The 15,048-nt window shown below is 70.3% G+C and carries 13 protein-coding genes; 11 read left to right on the top strand and 2 right to left on the bottom strand.

Annotated features, from left to right (window positions below; genetic code table 11):
- Nucleotides 1-4: 4 nt before the first annotated feature.
- Nucleotides 5-1,453, bottom strand: coding sequence for a serine/threonine-protein kinase (locus LWJ43_RS11605; protein ID WP_277332203.1), 1,449 nt, complete (start codon nucleotides 1,451-1,453; stop codon nucleotides 5-7).
- Between the two features lie 179 nt (nucleotides 1,454-1,632).
- Here LWJ43_RS11605 and LWJ43_RS11600 point away from each other — a divergent pair, with 179 nt between their 5' ends.
- Nucleotides 1,633-2,937: an Nramp family divalent metal transporter gene (locus LWJ43_RS11600; protein ID WP_277332202.1), complete on the top strand. Its 1,305-nt coding sequence runs from the start codon at nucleotides 1,633-1,635 to the stop codon at nucleotides 2,935-2,937.
- A 94-nt stretch (nucleotides 2,938-3,031) separates the two neighbouring features.
- Here LWJ43_RS11600 and LWJ43_RS11595 read toward each other — a convergent pair whose 3' ends face one another.
- Complete coding sequence (locus LWJ43_RS11595; protein WP_277332201.1) at nucleotides 3,032-4,762, bottom strand: chitinase; 1,731 nt, start codon at nucleotides 4,760-4,762, stop codon at nucleotides 3,032-3,034.
- Between the two features lie 560 nt (nucleotides 4,763-5,322).
- On the opposite strand from LWJ43_RS11595, the gene LWJ43_RS11590 reads away from it, so the two are divergent.
- The 10 genes from LWJ43_RS11590 (at nucleotide 5,323) to LWJ43_RS11545 (ending at nucleotide 14,831) form a co-directional block, all read left to right on the top strand.
- A complete protein-coding gene (locus LWJ43_RS11590) occupies nucleotides 5,323-6,189 on the top strand; it encodes a hypothetical protein (protein ID WP_277335866.1) in 867 nt (288 codons plus the stop codon).
- A gap of 82 nt (nucleotides 6,190-6,271) precedes the next feature.
- Nucleotides 6,272-6,976: a Flp pilus assembly protein CpaB gene (gene cpaB, locus LWJ43_RS11585; RefSeq protein WP_277332200.1), complete on the top strand. Its 705-nt coding sequence runs from the start codon at nucleotides 6,272-6,274 to the stop codon at nucleotides 6,974-6,976.
- A gap of 7 nt (nucleotides 6,977-6,983) precedes the next feature.
- Nucleotides 6,984-8,258, top strand: coding sequence for an AAA family ATPase (locus LWJ43_RS11580; protein WP_277332199.1), 1,275 nt, complete (start codon nucleotides 6,984-6,986; stop codon nucleotides 8,256-8,258).
- The gene (locus tag LWJ43_RS11575) at nucleotides 8,255-8,674 is read left to right on the top strand and encodes a TadE/TadG family type IV pilus assembly protein (RefSeq protein ID WP_277332198.1); all 420 of its coding nucleotides are present in this window, start codon (nucleotides 8,255-8,257) and stop codon (nucleotides 8,672-8,674) included. Before LWJ43_RS11580 ends, LWJ43_RS11575 begins: the two co-directional genes overlap by 4 nt.
- A 6-nt stretch (nucleotides 8,675-8,680) precedes the next feature.
- On the top strand, nucleotides 8,681-9,076 hold the full coding sequence (locus LWJ43_RS11570; protein ID WP_277332197.1) for a TadE/TadG family type IV pilus assembly protein: 396 nt from the start codon (nucleotides 8,681-8,683) through the stop codon (nucleotides 9,074-9,076).
- Between the two features lie 31 nt (nucleotides 9,077-9,107).
- Complete coding sequence (locus LWJ43_RS11565) at nucleotides 9,108-10,445, top strand: CpaF family protein (RefSeq protein WP_277332196.1); 1,338 nt, start codon at nucleotides 9,108-9,110, stop codon at nucleotides 10,443-10,445.
- A 10-nt stretch (nucleotides 10,446-10,455) separates the two neighbouring features.
- The gene (locus LWJ43_RS11560; RefSeq protein WP_277332195.1) at nucleotides 10,456-11,391 is read left to right on the top strand and encodes a type II secretion system F family protein; all 936 of its coding nucleotides are present in this window, start codon (nucleotides 10,456-10,458) and stop codon (nucleotides 11,389-11,391) included.
- Nucleotides 11,392-11,404: 13 nt separating this feature from the next.
- Nucleotides 11,405-12,292 carry a DUF5936 domain-containing protein gene (locus tag LWJ43_RS11555; protein WP_277332194.1) on the top strand — a complete coding sequence of 296 codons (888 nt, stop codon included), beginning with the start codon at nucleotides 11,405-11,407 and terminating at the stop codon, nucleotides 12,290-12,292.
- Between the two features lie 10 nt (nucleotides 12,293-12,302).
- A complete protein-coding gene (locus tag LWJ43_RS11550; RefSeq protein ID WP_277332193.1) occupies nucleotides 12,303-13,655 on the top strand; it encodes a sensor histidine kinase in 1,353 nt (450 codons plus the stop codon).
- A gap of 75 nt (nucleotides 13,656-13,730) precedes the next feature.
- On the top strand, nucleotides 13,731-14,831 hold the full coding sequence (locus tag LWJ43_RS11545) for a response regulator transcription factor (RefSeq protein WP_277332192.1): 1,101 nt from the start codon (nucleotides 13,731-13,733) through the stop codon (nucleotides 14,829-14,831).
- Nucleotides 14,832-15,048: the final 217 nt, after the last annotated feature.

Below are 15,048 nucleotides of genomic sequence, written 5' to 3'. Positions count from 1 at the left end.
CGCCTCAGACCCACGTGGCCAGCCAGAGGACCAGGAGGGCGGCGACGGCGAGCGCCACCAGCCAGACCACGGCTGACGACGCCTTGGACGGAGCGGGCGCGGGCGGTGGTGTCCGGGCCGGATCCGGGCGGGACGACGGCCTCGACGTTCCGGACGCGGCTCCCGCCGAGGCGGACGAAGGACCGGAGGCATGCTGACGGGCCCTCGCCCTGGCGGCCCGCTCCCGGGCCTTCTCCTCGGCCCGCTCCCGGTCCTTGTTCTCGGCCTTCCTCCGCTCCAGCTCCTGCTGCCACTCCCGCTCGCGCAGCCGCTCCTGGGCGAGCAGGGCCCGCTCGCGCTCCACCCGCTCCTTCTCGGCGCGCTCACGTTCGGCCCGCTCCCTCTCGGCGCGCTCGCGTTCGGCCCGCTCCCTCTCGGCGCGCTCGCGTTCGGCCCGCTCACGTTCCTGCGTGTACACACGGGTCGGTTCCGGCGGCGGGACCATCCCCGTGCGCTGGTCGACCGTGATCCCCTCGGCCGTCGCCCCCGCGCCGATGCCCGCACCACGTGCCAGGTCCCGCCCGTGACGCTCGTACGCGCCGATCAGGTCCGTCCAGCGCTGTGGCAGCCAGCGGCGGCCGCCCTGCGACACCGGAAGCCCGGCGAGTGATTGCCGGAAGCGCGCCAGCATCTCGGCCGGGACGGGCCGCCGGCCGGGATCGACCGCCAGGCAGGGGCGGATCAGCGCCGTGAGTTCCTTGGGCAGCCCGTCGAGGTCGAGCTGGCCCCGCTGCACCTGAGCCAGCAGGCCGAGCGTGTCGCTGTCGGCCCGGTAGGGAGGCCTGCCGAGCGCCAGATGGAACAGGGTCGCCCCGAGCGAGTACACGTCGGACGCCTCGGTCGACGGTTCGCCCCGCGCCTGCTCCGGTGAGGTGAAGGCGATCGTGCCCAGGGTGAGGCTCGTGCGGGTGAGGTCGTTCGCGTGCGAGATGCCGAAGTCGATCACCCGCGGGCCCGGGAGCGGCAGCAGGATGTTCTGCGGCTTGAGGTCCCGGTGGATGATGCCCTCGCCGTGCAGGGTGACCAGCGCCTCCGCGGTGCCCGCCGCCAGCCACTGGACCGCCGATGCCGGCAGCACGCCCGCGGTGCGCACCAGTTCGGACAGCGGTGGCGCGGCGATGTAGTCGATCGCCATCCACGGCAGCTCGGCCTGTGGGTCGGCGTCCCGCACGCGTGCGGTGAACGCGCTGTCGATGCGCTGGGCCAGCTCCACCTCGCGTGCGAACCGCCGTCGCTCGACGTCGCTGACGACGCCCTCGGCGAGCAGCGTCTTCACCGCGACCAGCTGCCCCTCGGCGCTCCGGGCGAGATAGATGCGCCCCATGCCGCCGGAAGCCAGCCTCCCGATCAGTTCGTAACCGCCGAGCGTCGCCGGATCCCCGTGCACCGGCGGATCGACCCGTGCGCCTGCCATGTGACTTCCCCCGTCCAGCGCCCTACGGTCCAGCGCGACAAGCGTCCCACGAGGACGGGGTGACTGCACCGATATCTCCTGTCACGGAACGTCCACAGCTGTCCTGACGAGGAGAGGGCCTGGCGGGGGTATCACACGCCCCCTTGTGCGAACCGGAACTTTGCGCTTCGTTGATCGACATGGCCGAGACGAGCGACACCACAGAGACCGGGGAGCTGGACTCCCGCCCACGTAGATCGAGTTGGAAGTACATCGGACCCGGCATCGTCGTCGCGGCGACGGGTGTCGGAGCCGGCGACCTGGTCGCGACCCTCATCGCGGGCAGCAAATTCGGCTACACCCTCATGTGGGCGGCGGTGATCGGCTGCCTCGTCAAGATCTCCCTCGCGGAGGCGGTGGGCCGCTGGCACCTCGCGACGGGCCGCACCCTCTTCGACGGCTGGCGCACCCTCGGCGGCTGGACCACGGGCTACTTCGCCGTGTACGTCGTGGTCTGGGGCTTCGTCTACGGCGCGACGGCCATGTCGTCCAGTGCCCTGCCCATCGTGGCGCTCTTCCCCGACGGGCCCGGCCTCAAGACGTGGGCGATCGTCACCGGGCTGATCGGCCTGGTCTTCGTCTGGTTCAACCAGTACGCCGTCTTCGAGAAGGTCATGACGGTCCTCATCGGCGTCATGTTCGTCGTCGTGGTCTACGTCGCGATCCGGGTGGTGCCGGACATCGGCGCTTCCTTCGCCGGGCTGCTCCCCGTGCTCCCGGACGGCTCGCTGATCTACACGCTCGGTCTGATCGGCGGGGTCGGCGGCACGATCACCATGGCGGCGTACGGGTACTGGGTGAACGCCAAGGGCTGGTCCGACACCTCCTGGATGAAGGTGATGCGGATCGACAACCGGGTCGCCTACATCACGACGGGCATCTTCGTCGTCGCGATGCTCGTCGTCGGCGCCGAGCTGCTGCACTCCTCGCAGATCGCCCTGACGAAGGGCGACCGGGGGCTGATCGACCTCGGCCAGGTCCTGGAGGACCGCTTCGGCGCGGGCACCGCGAAGCTCTTCCTGGTCGGTTTCTTCGCGACGTCGTTCTCGTCGCTCATCGGTGTCTGGCACGGCGTGAGCCTGATGTTCGCGGACTTCGTCGAGCGGATCCGGGCCGCACGTGGTGAGACGGCCGTGGAGAAGGCGGGCAGCGACACCGTCGGCCGGCAGGAGCGCTCCGTGCCCTTCCGCGCCTACCTGCTCTGGCTGACCTTCCCGCCGATGACGCTGCTCTGGCTGGACGAGCCGTTCGGGCTGGTCATCGGCTACGGAGTGCTGGGCGCGTTCTTCATGCCGTTCCTGGCCCTGACCCTGCTGTGGCTGCTCAACTCCTCCCGTACACCCAGGGAGTGGCGCAACGGCTGGCTCAGCAACGGGATGCTGGGTGCTGCCGGACTCCTCTTCGTCGTGCTGTGCGTCCAGCAGGTGCGCGAACTGCCCTGGTGACGACCGCGTGCGGATCCACGCGCACGTGGCAGCGCCGCCGGGGGAGCGGCGGCGCTGCTGGACGGACGGGCCGGTGGAGCGGCGGCAGCCGGGGTTACGGCAGCCCGTGGACGTGCGGGCCGACCGCGTTGGACCAGGCGTTGCCCGCGGTGGCGTCCCAGTTGGTGGACCAGGTCATCGCACCGCGCAGGTCCGGGTAGGTCCTGGAGGGCTTGAAGGAGCCGCAGCTGGTGCCCTTGGCCAGGCAGTCCAGGGCCGCGTTCACGACGGACGGGGCGACGTAGCCGCTGCCCGCACCGCGGGTGGAGGCGGGGACACCGAGGCCGACCTGGGACGGGGCGAGGCCGCCCTCCAGCTGGATGCAGGCGAGTGCGGTGAGGAAGTCCACCGAACCCTGCGAGTAGACCTTGCCGTCGCAGCCCAGCATGGAACCGCTGTTGTAGTACTGCATGTTGACGACGGTCAGGATGTCCTTGATGTTGAGCGCCGTCCTGAAGTACTCACCGGAGGTGGACTGCATGTCGATGGTCTGCGGCGCCATGGTGATGACGAGGCCGGAGCCCGCCTTCGACGAGAGCGAGCGCAGGGCCTTCGTCATGTAGGTGGAGTTGAGGCCGTTCTCCAGGTCGATGTCGACGCCGTTGAAGCCGTACTCCTGGATGAGTGCGTACACCGAGTCGGCGAACGCGGTCGCGGAGGCGTCGCTGTTGACCGCGACGGCCCCCCGCTCGCCGCCGACGGAGATGATGATGTTCTTGCCGGCGGCCTGCTTGGCCCTGATGTCGGATTTGAACTGGGCGACCGTGTAGCCGTTCAGCCCCGCCGAGTCCAGGGTGAAGGTGACCGCGCCGGGCGTGGCGGTGGCGTCCGCGAAGGAGACCGCGATGATGTCGTAGTTCGCGGGGACGTCACTGAGCCTCTGGACTGCGGCGCCGTTGTCGAAGTTCTGCCAGTAGCCGGTCACCGCGTGCTTGGGCACCGAGGTGGTGGGGCCGCCCGGGTCGGTCGCCTTCGCCGTACGACCGCTGACGGTCGCGGACTTCACGGACTCACCGGCGGCGTTGGTGGCGCTGACGGCGAACTGGTACGCGGTGTCGGCCGCCAGCCCCGTCACCGTCGCGGAGGTGCCGGTGGACGTGGTCGCCTTCGTGCCGTTCCGGTAGACGGTGTACCCGGTCGCGCCGGACACGGAGCTCCAGCTCAGGGCGACCGAGGACGTGGTCGTCGCTCCCACGGTCAGCCCGGCGGGGGTCCCGGGGATCGCGGGCTCCGGGTCGGTGCCACCGCCGCCGTCCGGGCCGGTCACCTGGACGTCGTCCGCGAAGTACGCGGCCTGGCCGTACCAGCCGTGGGTGTAGACGGTCACGGAGGTGGTGGAGGGGCCGGTGGTGAAGGTGGTCTTCAGCTGGGTCCAGCTGCTGGATCCGGGTGTCCAGGTCGAGACGTCTGTGGTCCCGGTGCCGCTCGCCCCGAGGTAGGCGTAACCGCCCTGCACCCAGGAGCTCAGCGCATAGGTGGAGTTGGGCTTCACGGCCACGGTCTGCGTGCACTTGGCGTTGTCCTGCCCGGCCGGGGTGGCCTTGAGCGCGGAGGTGCCGCCGTGCACGGGGGAGGAGACGGTGGTGCCGCTGCCCGCGGAACAGGTCCAGTTGGCGAGCCCGGACTCGAATCCGGCGTTCCTGGCCACGTTGACGTCGGCGGCCTGCGCAGTGCTCACGAGCCCGGTGACGGCCAGCGCCCCCGCCGCGACGACGGCGACCGCCCCGCCGAGGAGAGGCCGGACCCGGCTCCTTCTGTGTCTGCTGCTGCCTGCGGAGCGTTCCACTTGCTGCCTCCGGTGGGGGAGTTGGGGGGTGCTGGCGGAAACGGTGGCCACCGTTGGCCGATAAACTGGTCCAGACCAATCGAGTTGTCAAGACCTCTGGCGCCCGGATGTGTGCGACGGGCCGGGGTCGGATGGCCGCCGGTGTTCGCGCACACCTTCGGGTGACTGTTCGCGGAGTGTCGGGTGTGCACTCGCGCGGGTGACCCGGCGGGGGTGTCCGGAACGTGACGAGGGGGATATCGCGGAAGGCCCGGGAAAACGTCCGCAATCCGCTCTGACGTGGGCGGATCAATTCCATCGCTTTTCAAACCGGTTCGGCCGGGGTGACTCTGCGCAGTGGTGCAGAAGTTAACCACTTTGCTTTTCGTCCGATTTCGCACAGAGGCGTAGCGAACGCCGGTGCCGCACGTCTTCGTACTGGGTTCCGATATCTGTTCTCTGCCCGGTCTGACGTGGTTAAAGTGCTGGGGAAGAAGCACGGAGCAGGAGCGATTGCGGCCGAAGTCACCCCCGACGACGGCCGGAGCCGAACGGGGAAGAGCGTGCCCACCGCAATAGCAGTGACCAGTGCCGATCTGGTGCTACCGCCGACCGATCAGCAGACACCCACGGCGGCCCTGCTGCAGGCACCCGAAGCCCAGTCCCTCGACCAGGCCATCGGTGACATGAACCTGCTCCTGGAGCAGCACGGTCACGTCGTCGCGGTTTGTCCCACGGGCATCGGCGCCGCACACGAACGCAGACTGCACGCCATCCGCTCGGTCCTGGAGAGCGACCGTATCGCCCTGCTCAGGACGGACCTGCCGCCCCTGGGCGTCGCCGTCCTCGTACGCCAGCTGCGCCAGCTCTCCGTCTGCGACTTCAGTCCCGGAGTGGTGGCGTCGGCGGCCCGCCTCCTCGCCCACTACATCCACGCCGGCGCCCTGCTGAACTCCGTGGCCAGGCTCGACCGGGTCCCCGTCAGCCTCAAGACCCACGCCAAGTCCTGGGTCCCCGGATCGCAGTTCGCCGTGGTCGCCGGCCCCAGCCCGCAACTCGTCAGGATCGGGCCGTCGGTCGAACCGCCGGCCGGACCGCCGTTCGCCACGCAGCTGCTGGTCGCCAGGGGGCAGCTGACCTCCGAATGGGTCCAGCAGACCCTCGCCCCGGCATGGGGCGTACAGGCCGTTCAGGAGTGCGCGCTGCCAGCCGGCTCGCCACGCTGGTGGGGGACGGGGAAGCTGGTGGAATTCGCGTCTTTCCTTCCGGACATCTCGGTGATCTACCAGCTCGTTTCCTCCGTGCGCCGGGAAAACTGCCACTGGTGCGGAATGGAGCTCATCGGCGACCGCTGCGCCTTCTGTTCCTCCCCGCTCACCCCGCCGGAGAACCGAACGCACTCCCCGGGTGTCCTGAGCCAGGGAGCGCCCGCACCGCCCGCCACCTAGTGCGCTGGGCTCTCCGCAGACACCGCGCATCCCTCTCTGTCCGCTGCTCCACGCATCCGATTCGAACGAGGTTGTCCGGCTCATGAACTCCCGCCAGCGCCGCGGCGTGATACTCCTGCTCCTGTCGGTCCTGTGCGCCTTCGGAGCCTTCGCAGGGGTGCTCTCGGTGATCAGCGACGTCAACTCGAAGGTCGGACCCGAGGTCGACGCCTACCGGCTCAAGGACAACGTGTCCCCGTACACGGCCCTGTCCGCCAAGCAGTTCGAGAAGGTCTCCATGCCGAAACGCTGGCTGTCGGAGAACGCCGTCACGGACATCGACGAGATCAACGGCAAGATCGCCGTCACCGAACTGCGCGAGGGCTCCCTGATGCAGTCCGACATGATGGTCCGGAGCCCCGAACTGCGCCCGGGCGAGCAGGAGATCGCCATCATGATCGACGCGGCAACCGGCGTGGCCGGCAAGATCCGGCCCAACGACAAGGTGAACATCTACGCCACCTTCGAGGGCGAACGGGACGGCGAGGCGGCCCAGTCCAAGGTCATCGTCTCCAACGCCAAGGTCCTCGACGTCGGTGAACTGACCGCCCTGGAACCGAAGAAGGACGACAGGAACCAGGCCTCCGAGGCCGTGCCGATCACCTTCGCCCTCAACACCCTCGACACCCAGCGCGTGGCCTACGCGGAGTCCTTCGCGCAGCACGTGCGTCTCGCGCTGATCGCCCCGGGCAGCGACGGCGTCATCCGTCCGGGCGACCGGACCTACACGCTCGACAAGGACAAGTGAGGATCGGATGACCACCAGAATCCTCCCGGCGGTCGGTGACACCGACGCGGCCAGGTCCGTGACCACCCTGCTCAGCCAGCTCCCCGACGCGGAGCCGGCCGCGCCGGTCGCCGACTCGACGCAGCTCATCGACACCCTCGCCCGGCTCGCCGGCGAGTCCATCGAGGAACTGCCCGAGGTCGTACTGGTCCACGAGCGGATCGGCCCGGTGCCCGCACTGGAGCTGATCCGGGAGGTCTCCCTGCGCTTCCCCGCCGTGGGCGTCGTGCTGATCACCGCCGACGCGAGCCCCGGGCTCTTCGCCGCGTCCATGGACGCGGGGGCGCGGGGCCTCGCGACCCTCCCCCTGAGCTACGAGGAGCTCGCCAACCGCGTCCAGGCCGCCGCGCAGTGGTCCACGGGCGTACGGCGCCACCTCGGGACGGGCAGCGACGTGTTCACCGGCCCCGGGGGCACCGTGGTCACGGTCACGGGGGCCAAGGGCGGAGTGGGGGCGACCGTCACAGCCGTGCAGCTGGCCCTGGCCGCGCAGGCGTCCGGGCACACCGCCGCACTCGTCGACCTCGACCTCCAGACGGGCGACATCGCGGCCTACCTCGACGTGCAGTTCCGGCGTTCCGTCGTCGATCTGGCAGCCATCACCGACATATCACCACGGGTCCTCTCCGACGCCGTGTTCTCGCACGACACCGGCCTGGCGCTGCTGCTGGCACCCGGGGAGGGCGAACGCGGCGAGGAGGTCAGCGACCGTGCGGCCCGCCAGATCGTCAGCGCCCTGCGTTCGCGCTACGAGGTCGTCGTCATCGACTGCGGAAGCCAGATGAACGGGGCCAACGCCGCGGCGATCGAGATGGCGGACACCGCAGTGCTGGTGACGACCCCGGACGTCGTCGCCGTGCGGGGCGCCAAGCGCATCGTGCGGATGTGGGACCGCCTCCAGATCCGCAAGGCCGAGGAGACGGTCACCCTCGTCAACCGCCTCAACCGCAACACGGAGATCCAGCCGCCGCTCATCCAGCGCATCACGGGGACCCGGATGTCGGGCACCGCGGTACCGGCGAACTTCAAGGAACTCCAGGGCGTGGTGGACTCGGGCCGGATGCACGAACTGGACCCACGCTCCACCGTGAAACAGGCCCTCTGGGCCCTGGCGGGAGAGCTCGGAATCGTGAAGCCTTCGCAGAAGACGGAGGCGCGCGGCGGCATGCTGCGCGGCGACCGGGGTTCGATCGGCGGCCGCAGGCGCAGGGGCGGCACCACCAGCGGGGGAGGCCGGCAGTGACGCAGCGCAGGGGAGAACCCGACCGGATACGGGCGCGGGCGGGACGCGACCGCGGGCAGCTGAGCATCGAGTTCACCGGGATGGTGCCCATCATCCTGGTGACGCTGGTGCTCCTCTGGCAGGCGGTCCTGGTGGGGTACACCTTCACCCTGGCGAGCGGCGCCGCCGACGAAGGCGTACGCAAAGCCGCCGCAGCGGGCGACGGTGACCGCGAGAGCAGGTGCAGGGACGCCGTGTACGAACGGCTTCCGAGCGCCTGGGAAGGCCCCGCGGAGATCAGCGGCCCCTGCGGGGCCCAGGGGGACGACGTGGTCACGGCCACTGTCGTCCTCAAGGCCCCCGTCCTGTTCCCGGGCTTCGCCAGCCTCCCCATCCCCGTCGAGGCCACGGCCGGCGCGGCCGCGGAAGGGAAGTGACGGGTCATGGCACCGGTACGCACCTCACACACCGCCGGCCGGGGACGCGGCAGGCGCGGGGACCGCGGCTCGACCGCCCTCGAGTACCTGGGCTTCCTCCCCGTCCTCATCCTCATCGGTCTCGCCGGGATCCAGCTGGGCCTGATCGCCTACACCGCGCAGCAGGCCGGCACCGGCGCCAGGGCCGCCGCCCGCACCGCGTCCCAGGACGACCTGCGCGGGTCGTACGAGCGCGTCGGCAAGGCGTCGATGACCGGCTGGGTGGCCCAGCGGGCCCGGATCGCCCCGCCGACGGGAGGCGACTCGGTCACGGTGACGGTCACGGTCACCATCCCGGACGTCCTCCTCGGCCTGCTCGGGGACCGGACCGTCGAGAAGTCAGCCACCATGCCCCGCGACTGAGTTCACCCACCCCATCCGAGGAGTACCACCCATGAGCCTGCGGGCACGCATCACCGCCCCCGAGGAGCGCGGAGGGGGACGGGAGGACGGCCACCTGGTCGCCACGTACCGCGCGAAGCTCCTCGAGGAGATCGACCTCGCGGAGATGTCCTCGCTGGCCGCCACCGACCGCCGGGCCCGCCTGGAGCGCGTACTGGGACACATCATCAGCCGTGAGGGCCCCGTCCTCTCGACCGTCGAACGCTCCCAGCTCATCCGCCGGGTCGTCGACGAGGCCCTGGGACTCGGCGTCCTCGAACCACTCCTGGAGGACGCCTCCATCACGGAGATCATGGTCAACGGACCCGACCAGATCTTCGTCGAACGGGCCGGCCGGGTCGAGCAGCTCCCGATGCGCTTCGCCAGTCACGAGCAGCTCATGCAGACGATCGAGCGCATCGTCTCCACCGTCAACCGGCGGGTGGACGAGGCCAACCCGATGGTCGACGCCCGCCTGCCCAGCGGCGAGCGCGTCAACGTCATCATCCCGCCGCTCTCCCTGACCGGTGCCACGCTCACCATCCGGCGCTTCCCCCGGTCCTTCTCGCTCCAGGAGATGATCGCCTTCGGCTCGCTGGACCAGCAGATGCTGCTCCTGCTCGCCGGGCTCGTCCAGGCGAAGTTCAACGTGATCGTCTCCGGGGCCACCGGCACGGGGAAGACCACCCTCCTCAACGCGCTCTCCGGACTCATCCCCGAGGGCGAGCGCATCGTCACCATCGAGGACTCCGCCGAACTCCAACTCCAGCAGAACCATGTGATCCGGCTGGAGTCGCGCCCCGCGAACGTGGAGGGCAAGGGCCAGATCACCATCCGCGACCTGGTCCGCAACTCCCTGCGCATGCGCCCCGACCGCATCGTCGTGGGTGAGGTCCGAGGCGGCGAATCGCTCGACATGCTCCAGGCGATGTCGACCGGCCACGACGGTTCGCTGGCCACCGTCCACGCCAACAGCGCGGAGGACGCGCTGATGCGCCTGCAGACGCTGGCGTCGATGTCCGAGATCAAGATCCCCTTCGAGGCCCTGCACGACCAGATCAACAGCGCCGTCGACGTGATCGTCCAGCTCACCCGGCACGCCGACGGCACCAGGCGCGTCACCGAGATCGCGGTACTCGACTCACACGGGCGCGACCCGTACAGGATCGTCACCGTCGCACGGTTCGACGCCCGGCCCATGGACACCGACGGCGTGATCCACGGCGAGTTCCAGGCCCTCCCGCTCCCGCGTCGTATCGCCGACCGGCTCCACATGGCCGGACAGCCGATCCCCCAGGCCTTCGGGGTCGCCCCGTCAGAGGAATACCTCGCCACCCGAGAGGCCAGATAGGTACCCCGACATGGACAACCTCGCACCGCTCACCATCGGCGTCACGCTGCTGTGCTGCGTACTCGGCGTCCTGGGCCTGCACGCCTACACCTCGGGCAAGGCCCAGCGCGAAGCGCTCGTGGACCGGCTCTCCTCGACCGGCCAGATCGACATGGGCCCGCAGCGCCGCTTCCGGGGCCTCGACCGCCGGCTGCGCCGTACGAAACTCGGCAAGAGGATCGAGCTGAAGCTCGCGGCCACGGGCCTCGACATCACTCCGGGCGAGTACTTCCTCTACGTCGTCGCCTCCGTGGCGGCACTCTGGCTGATCGCGGCCTCCGTCCTGGCCTCGTTCTTCGGCCCGCTCGCCGGACTCGCCGCGATCTGGGGCGCCGGCACCTTCCTGAACTGGCACCGGGCCAAGCGCACCGAGGCCTTCATCAGCCAGCTGCCCGAGATCTCCCGCGTACTCGCCAACGCCACCCAGGCCGGGCTCTCCCTGCGCACCTCCATCGCCATGGCCGCCGACGAACTCGAAGCGCCCGCGGGCGACGAACTCCGCGTCGTCGCCGACCAGCTGGGCGTGGGCCGCACCCTCGACGACGCCCTCGGGGAACTCGCCGAACGCCTGCCCTCCCGCGAACTCGTCGTCCTGGTCTCCACGTTGATCCTGTCCAACCGGGCCGGCGGCCAGGTCGTGTCCTCGCTGCGCAACCTCACCGTCACCCTGGAGGAGCGCAAGGAGACCCGGCGCGAGGTCCGCACCCAGCTCTCACAGATCAACGCCACGGCCTACGCCGTCCCGGCCATCGGCGTCGGCGCGATGCTACTGGTCAACTCGATCCTCCCCGGAGCGCTCGACCGGATGACCGGATCCGTCGCCGGACAGGTCGCCGTCATCGTCTCGCTCGGCCTCTACGCCCTCGGCTTCGTCGCCATCCGCCGCGTTTCCAAGATCGATATCTGAGGAGGGGGCCGTCATGGAACTACTGCTCGCCCTCGTCGTCGGCTTCAGCGTCTTCGGCGTTTTCAAGGGCGTACGGATGTACCGCGCCGAGGCCACCCTCCCCGGCGACCTCGCGCTCGCGCTCGAAGTCGGGTCGACCCGCACCACCGCGGTGGGCTCCGGCATCGACCGCCTCGGCATGCGCTGGGCGCCCCTGGTCCTGCGCCTGATGGGGCCCAAGAAGGTCAACGAGAAGCGCCGCAGGATCGACATGGCGGGCAACCCGGGCGGCCTCACCATCGACCGCTACGCGGCCCGGCGCGCCGTCTACAGCGCCCTCGGAGGATTCGCCGCCTTCGCCATGCTCACCAGCGGCAAATTCTTCATGGCCCTGTTCATGATCGCCTTCGGCCTGTTCTGGGGCGAGGTCGGCATCTGGGCCGCCGTCCGCAAGCGCAGGGACGACATCGACCGCACACTCCCCGACTTCCTGGACGTCCTAGCCGTCGTCGTCTCCGCGGGCCTCGGCTTCCGGCAGGCCCTCGACCGGGTCGCCGAGAAGTACCAGGGCCCCTGGTCCGACGAACTGCGCATCACCCTCCGGCAGATGGACATGGGCGTCAGCCGCCGCCAGGCCTTCGACGAGCTGCGCAGGCGCAACGACTCCGAACAGGTCGCCATGTTCGTCACCGCGCTCCAGCAGGGCGAGGAACTCGGCGCGCCCATCGTCGACACGCTCATCGCCATCGCCAACGACATGCGCCGCACCGACGCGCAGAACGCCCGGCGCAAGGCCGCCAAGGCAGTCCCCAAGGCAACCCTGATGGTCACCACCTTCATGATCCCCGCCACCATGATCCTCATGGGCGCCGCCATGCTGCTCGGATCCGACACCGACCTCGGATCCTTCACAGGGGAGTGAGCGGCCGCCCATGACGATCTCCCTGCACCCGGGCGCCGAGGACGCGCGGCACGCCGCGCTGTCCACTCCCGCCGGCCCGGCGCCCACCGTGTCCATCCAGGTCAACGCCCTCTCGGCGCTGGCCCGCCAGGTGTTCCTCTTCCGCCTGGCCATGATCGCCATCGGCACCCCGCAGGCCCTCGACAACACCGCCCCCGGCCTCGCCAGCTGGCTGGTCGCCTCCGCCGTCCTGGTGACCTTCGTCGGTTCGTACGCCCTCTACCGCGACTGGGAGCGCTTCGGACCACTCCTCGTACGCTCGCCGCTCCTGCTGGGTGCCGACACCGTGTTCGGCGCCCTGCTCCTGTTCACCGCCACACCCGACTCGACCCTCGGCTACGCCGTCGTCTGCACTCCGCTGCTCGCCGGACTGCTCTACGGCTGGCGGGCCGCCGGAGTCTTCGCCGTACTCGAAGTCCTCATCCTGGCCGCCGCCTACGGCGCCGACCAGCAGTTCCGGGGAGGGCTGGCCAACGCCCTGCTGCTCCCGGGCTTCTGCGTCCTCGCCGGCGCGGTGGGCGTCACGCTGCGCAACCTGATGCTCCGCGTCGGAGCGGCCAGCCAGGCACTGACCGAGACCCGGGCCCGCCTCGCCGTCAGCGTCGCCGTCGAGGACGAACGCGCACGACTGGCACGCGAGATGCACGACTCCGTGGCCAAGACCCTGCACGGCCTGGCCCTCGCCGCCGACGGACTGGCCCACTCCTCCGGGCGGACGGACCCGCTCACCCTCCGGCACCAGGCGGAACTGGTCGCCAGGTCCGCCCGACGGGCCGCCGCCGAATCACGGGAACTCCTCTCCGACCTGCGGCGCGAGTCCGGCCTCGACGGCGGGGTGGACCTCATTGCCGAACTCCGTTCCAGGACGCAGGACTTCACCCGGAGACGCGGATTGAACACCGTCTTCCGCACCCTCGGCGACACACCCGTACCCCCGGTCCCCCAGGTCGTCGCCCGGCAACTCCTCACCGTCGCCTCCGAAGCGATGGAGAACGCCGACCGGCACGCCCACCCCACCTACCTCGTCGTCCTCGCCGGTATCAAGGGCGACGTCCTGCGCGTCAGCGTGTACGACGACGGGCAGGGCCTGCCCGCGGGCACCACCCTCGACGACCTGAGGCGGGCCGGCCACTTCGGGCTCGTCGGCATGGTCGAACGCGCGGCCTCCATCGGCGCCCGCATCCGGATCGGCAAGGGCAAGGCGGCCAAGGGCACCGAGGTCCGCGTCGAACTCCCGACCGCGGCCCTGGCACCGGCCCGGGCTGCGACTGCCGCGTCAGCGACTGCCGTCGCCCCTGCGGCGGATCCGGCTTCCAGCCCTTGACCGCACCCGCACGACCCCTGCCCCAATACCGCTATCGCACCCTCGTCCCCATGACACCTGAGAGGAGGTCGCAGAATGCCGGACGACGTCTCCCGCACATCTGGCCAGGACCGGGCCGCACAGAACCACGCCTCCCCGCACACGTCCTCGCACGGCTCCCCGCTCAGCAGTGAACTCAGCTCCCCCGCATTCCCGGCCACCGCACCACCGCCCACGGCGGCACAGCCGCTGCCCGCCTTCCCCGACGCCCCCGACCGTCCGGCCCCCGGGTCCCTGCGCGTCGTCGTCGCGGACGACAACCCCGTGGTCCGGGCGGGACTCGGCGTGCTGCTCAGCGGCCGGGCCGACATCGAGGTCGTGGCCGAGGCGGCGGACGGGCGCGAGGCCTATGAAGCCGCCGTACACCACCGGCCGGACGTCATCCTGCTCGACGTACGGATGCCCGGGGTGGACGGTCTCTCCGCCCTGCCTCACCTGGTGCAGGTTGCACCCGTGATGATGCTGACGTACAGCCGCGAGAGCGACATCGTGCACGAGGCACTGCGCATGGGCGCGGGCGGCTACCTGGTCCACGGCGAGTTCACGGCAGACGAACTCGTGCAGTCCGTACGCGATACGAAGAGCGGCCGCGCACCCTTCACCGCCACGGCGGCGAGCGCGCTTCTCGCCCATATGCGGCAAGGGCCGAACCAGCAGCCGAGGTCGCTCCCGGACGGGCTGGGAACAGCCCTGAGCGCCGACGCCCCCCACGGCGGGCCCGGCTCACAGACCCAGCCCCCGGGCAGCGCCTCCCACCGCGTGCGGGCCCCTGCGCCGCGTTCTGCGCATCCGCTGCGTCCGCCGCATCCGGCCGAAAATCCACAAAACCTTTCGCAACTGCAACCTTTTGTGGGACAGTCTTCGTCCGGTACGGAATCCAACGGGCCTCAGGCGCCCAACAGGCGGCAGTACGAACTGAGTTCGAGGGAGGCGGAGGTCATGGAGCTCATCTCCTCGGGCCTGAGCAACCAGCAGATCGCCGCCACCTGCTTCATCAGCGAAAAGACCGTCAAGAACCACATCAACAGGATCTTCACCAAGCTGCACAGCACCAGCCGCAGCGAGGCGATCGCCCGCTGGCTCGGCACGGCGCCGGGCTCGGGACCTGGAACGAGGGGGACAGGCAGCCATGGCTGAACGGGGGAGGAGCCCCGGCGCGGGTACGCACGCGCGGCAAAGGGCCCAACGTCCGCTTTGGGCCCGGTTTTGGGCCCTGGGGCCCTGCGGCGGACGGGGTGTCCAGCCGTACGTTTCTCATGTCGCGAGCGGCACCGGCCAGGAGGAAGCCGGTAACGCGAGCGCCACCGCACAGACGTACACGCCGGCCGGCATCCGGCCGTCCGCAACCGGAGGG

It is taken from the genome of Streptomyces sp. JH34 (genome assembly GCF_029428875.1).
Classification (GTDB): domain Bacteria; phylum Actinomycetota; class Actinomycetes; order Streptomycetales; family Streptomycetaceae; genus Streptomyces.
The sequence above is the reverse complement of the archived record's forward strand: the minus strand, read 5'-3'. Positions and strand labels throughout refer to the sequence as shown.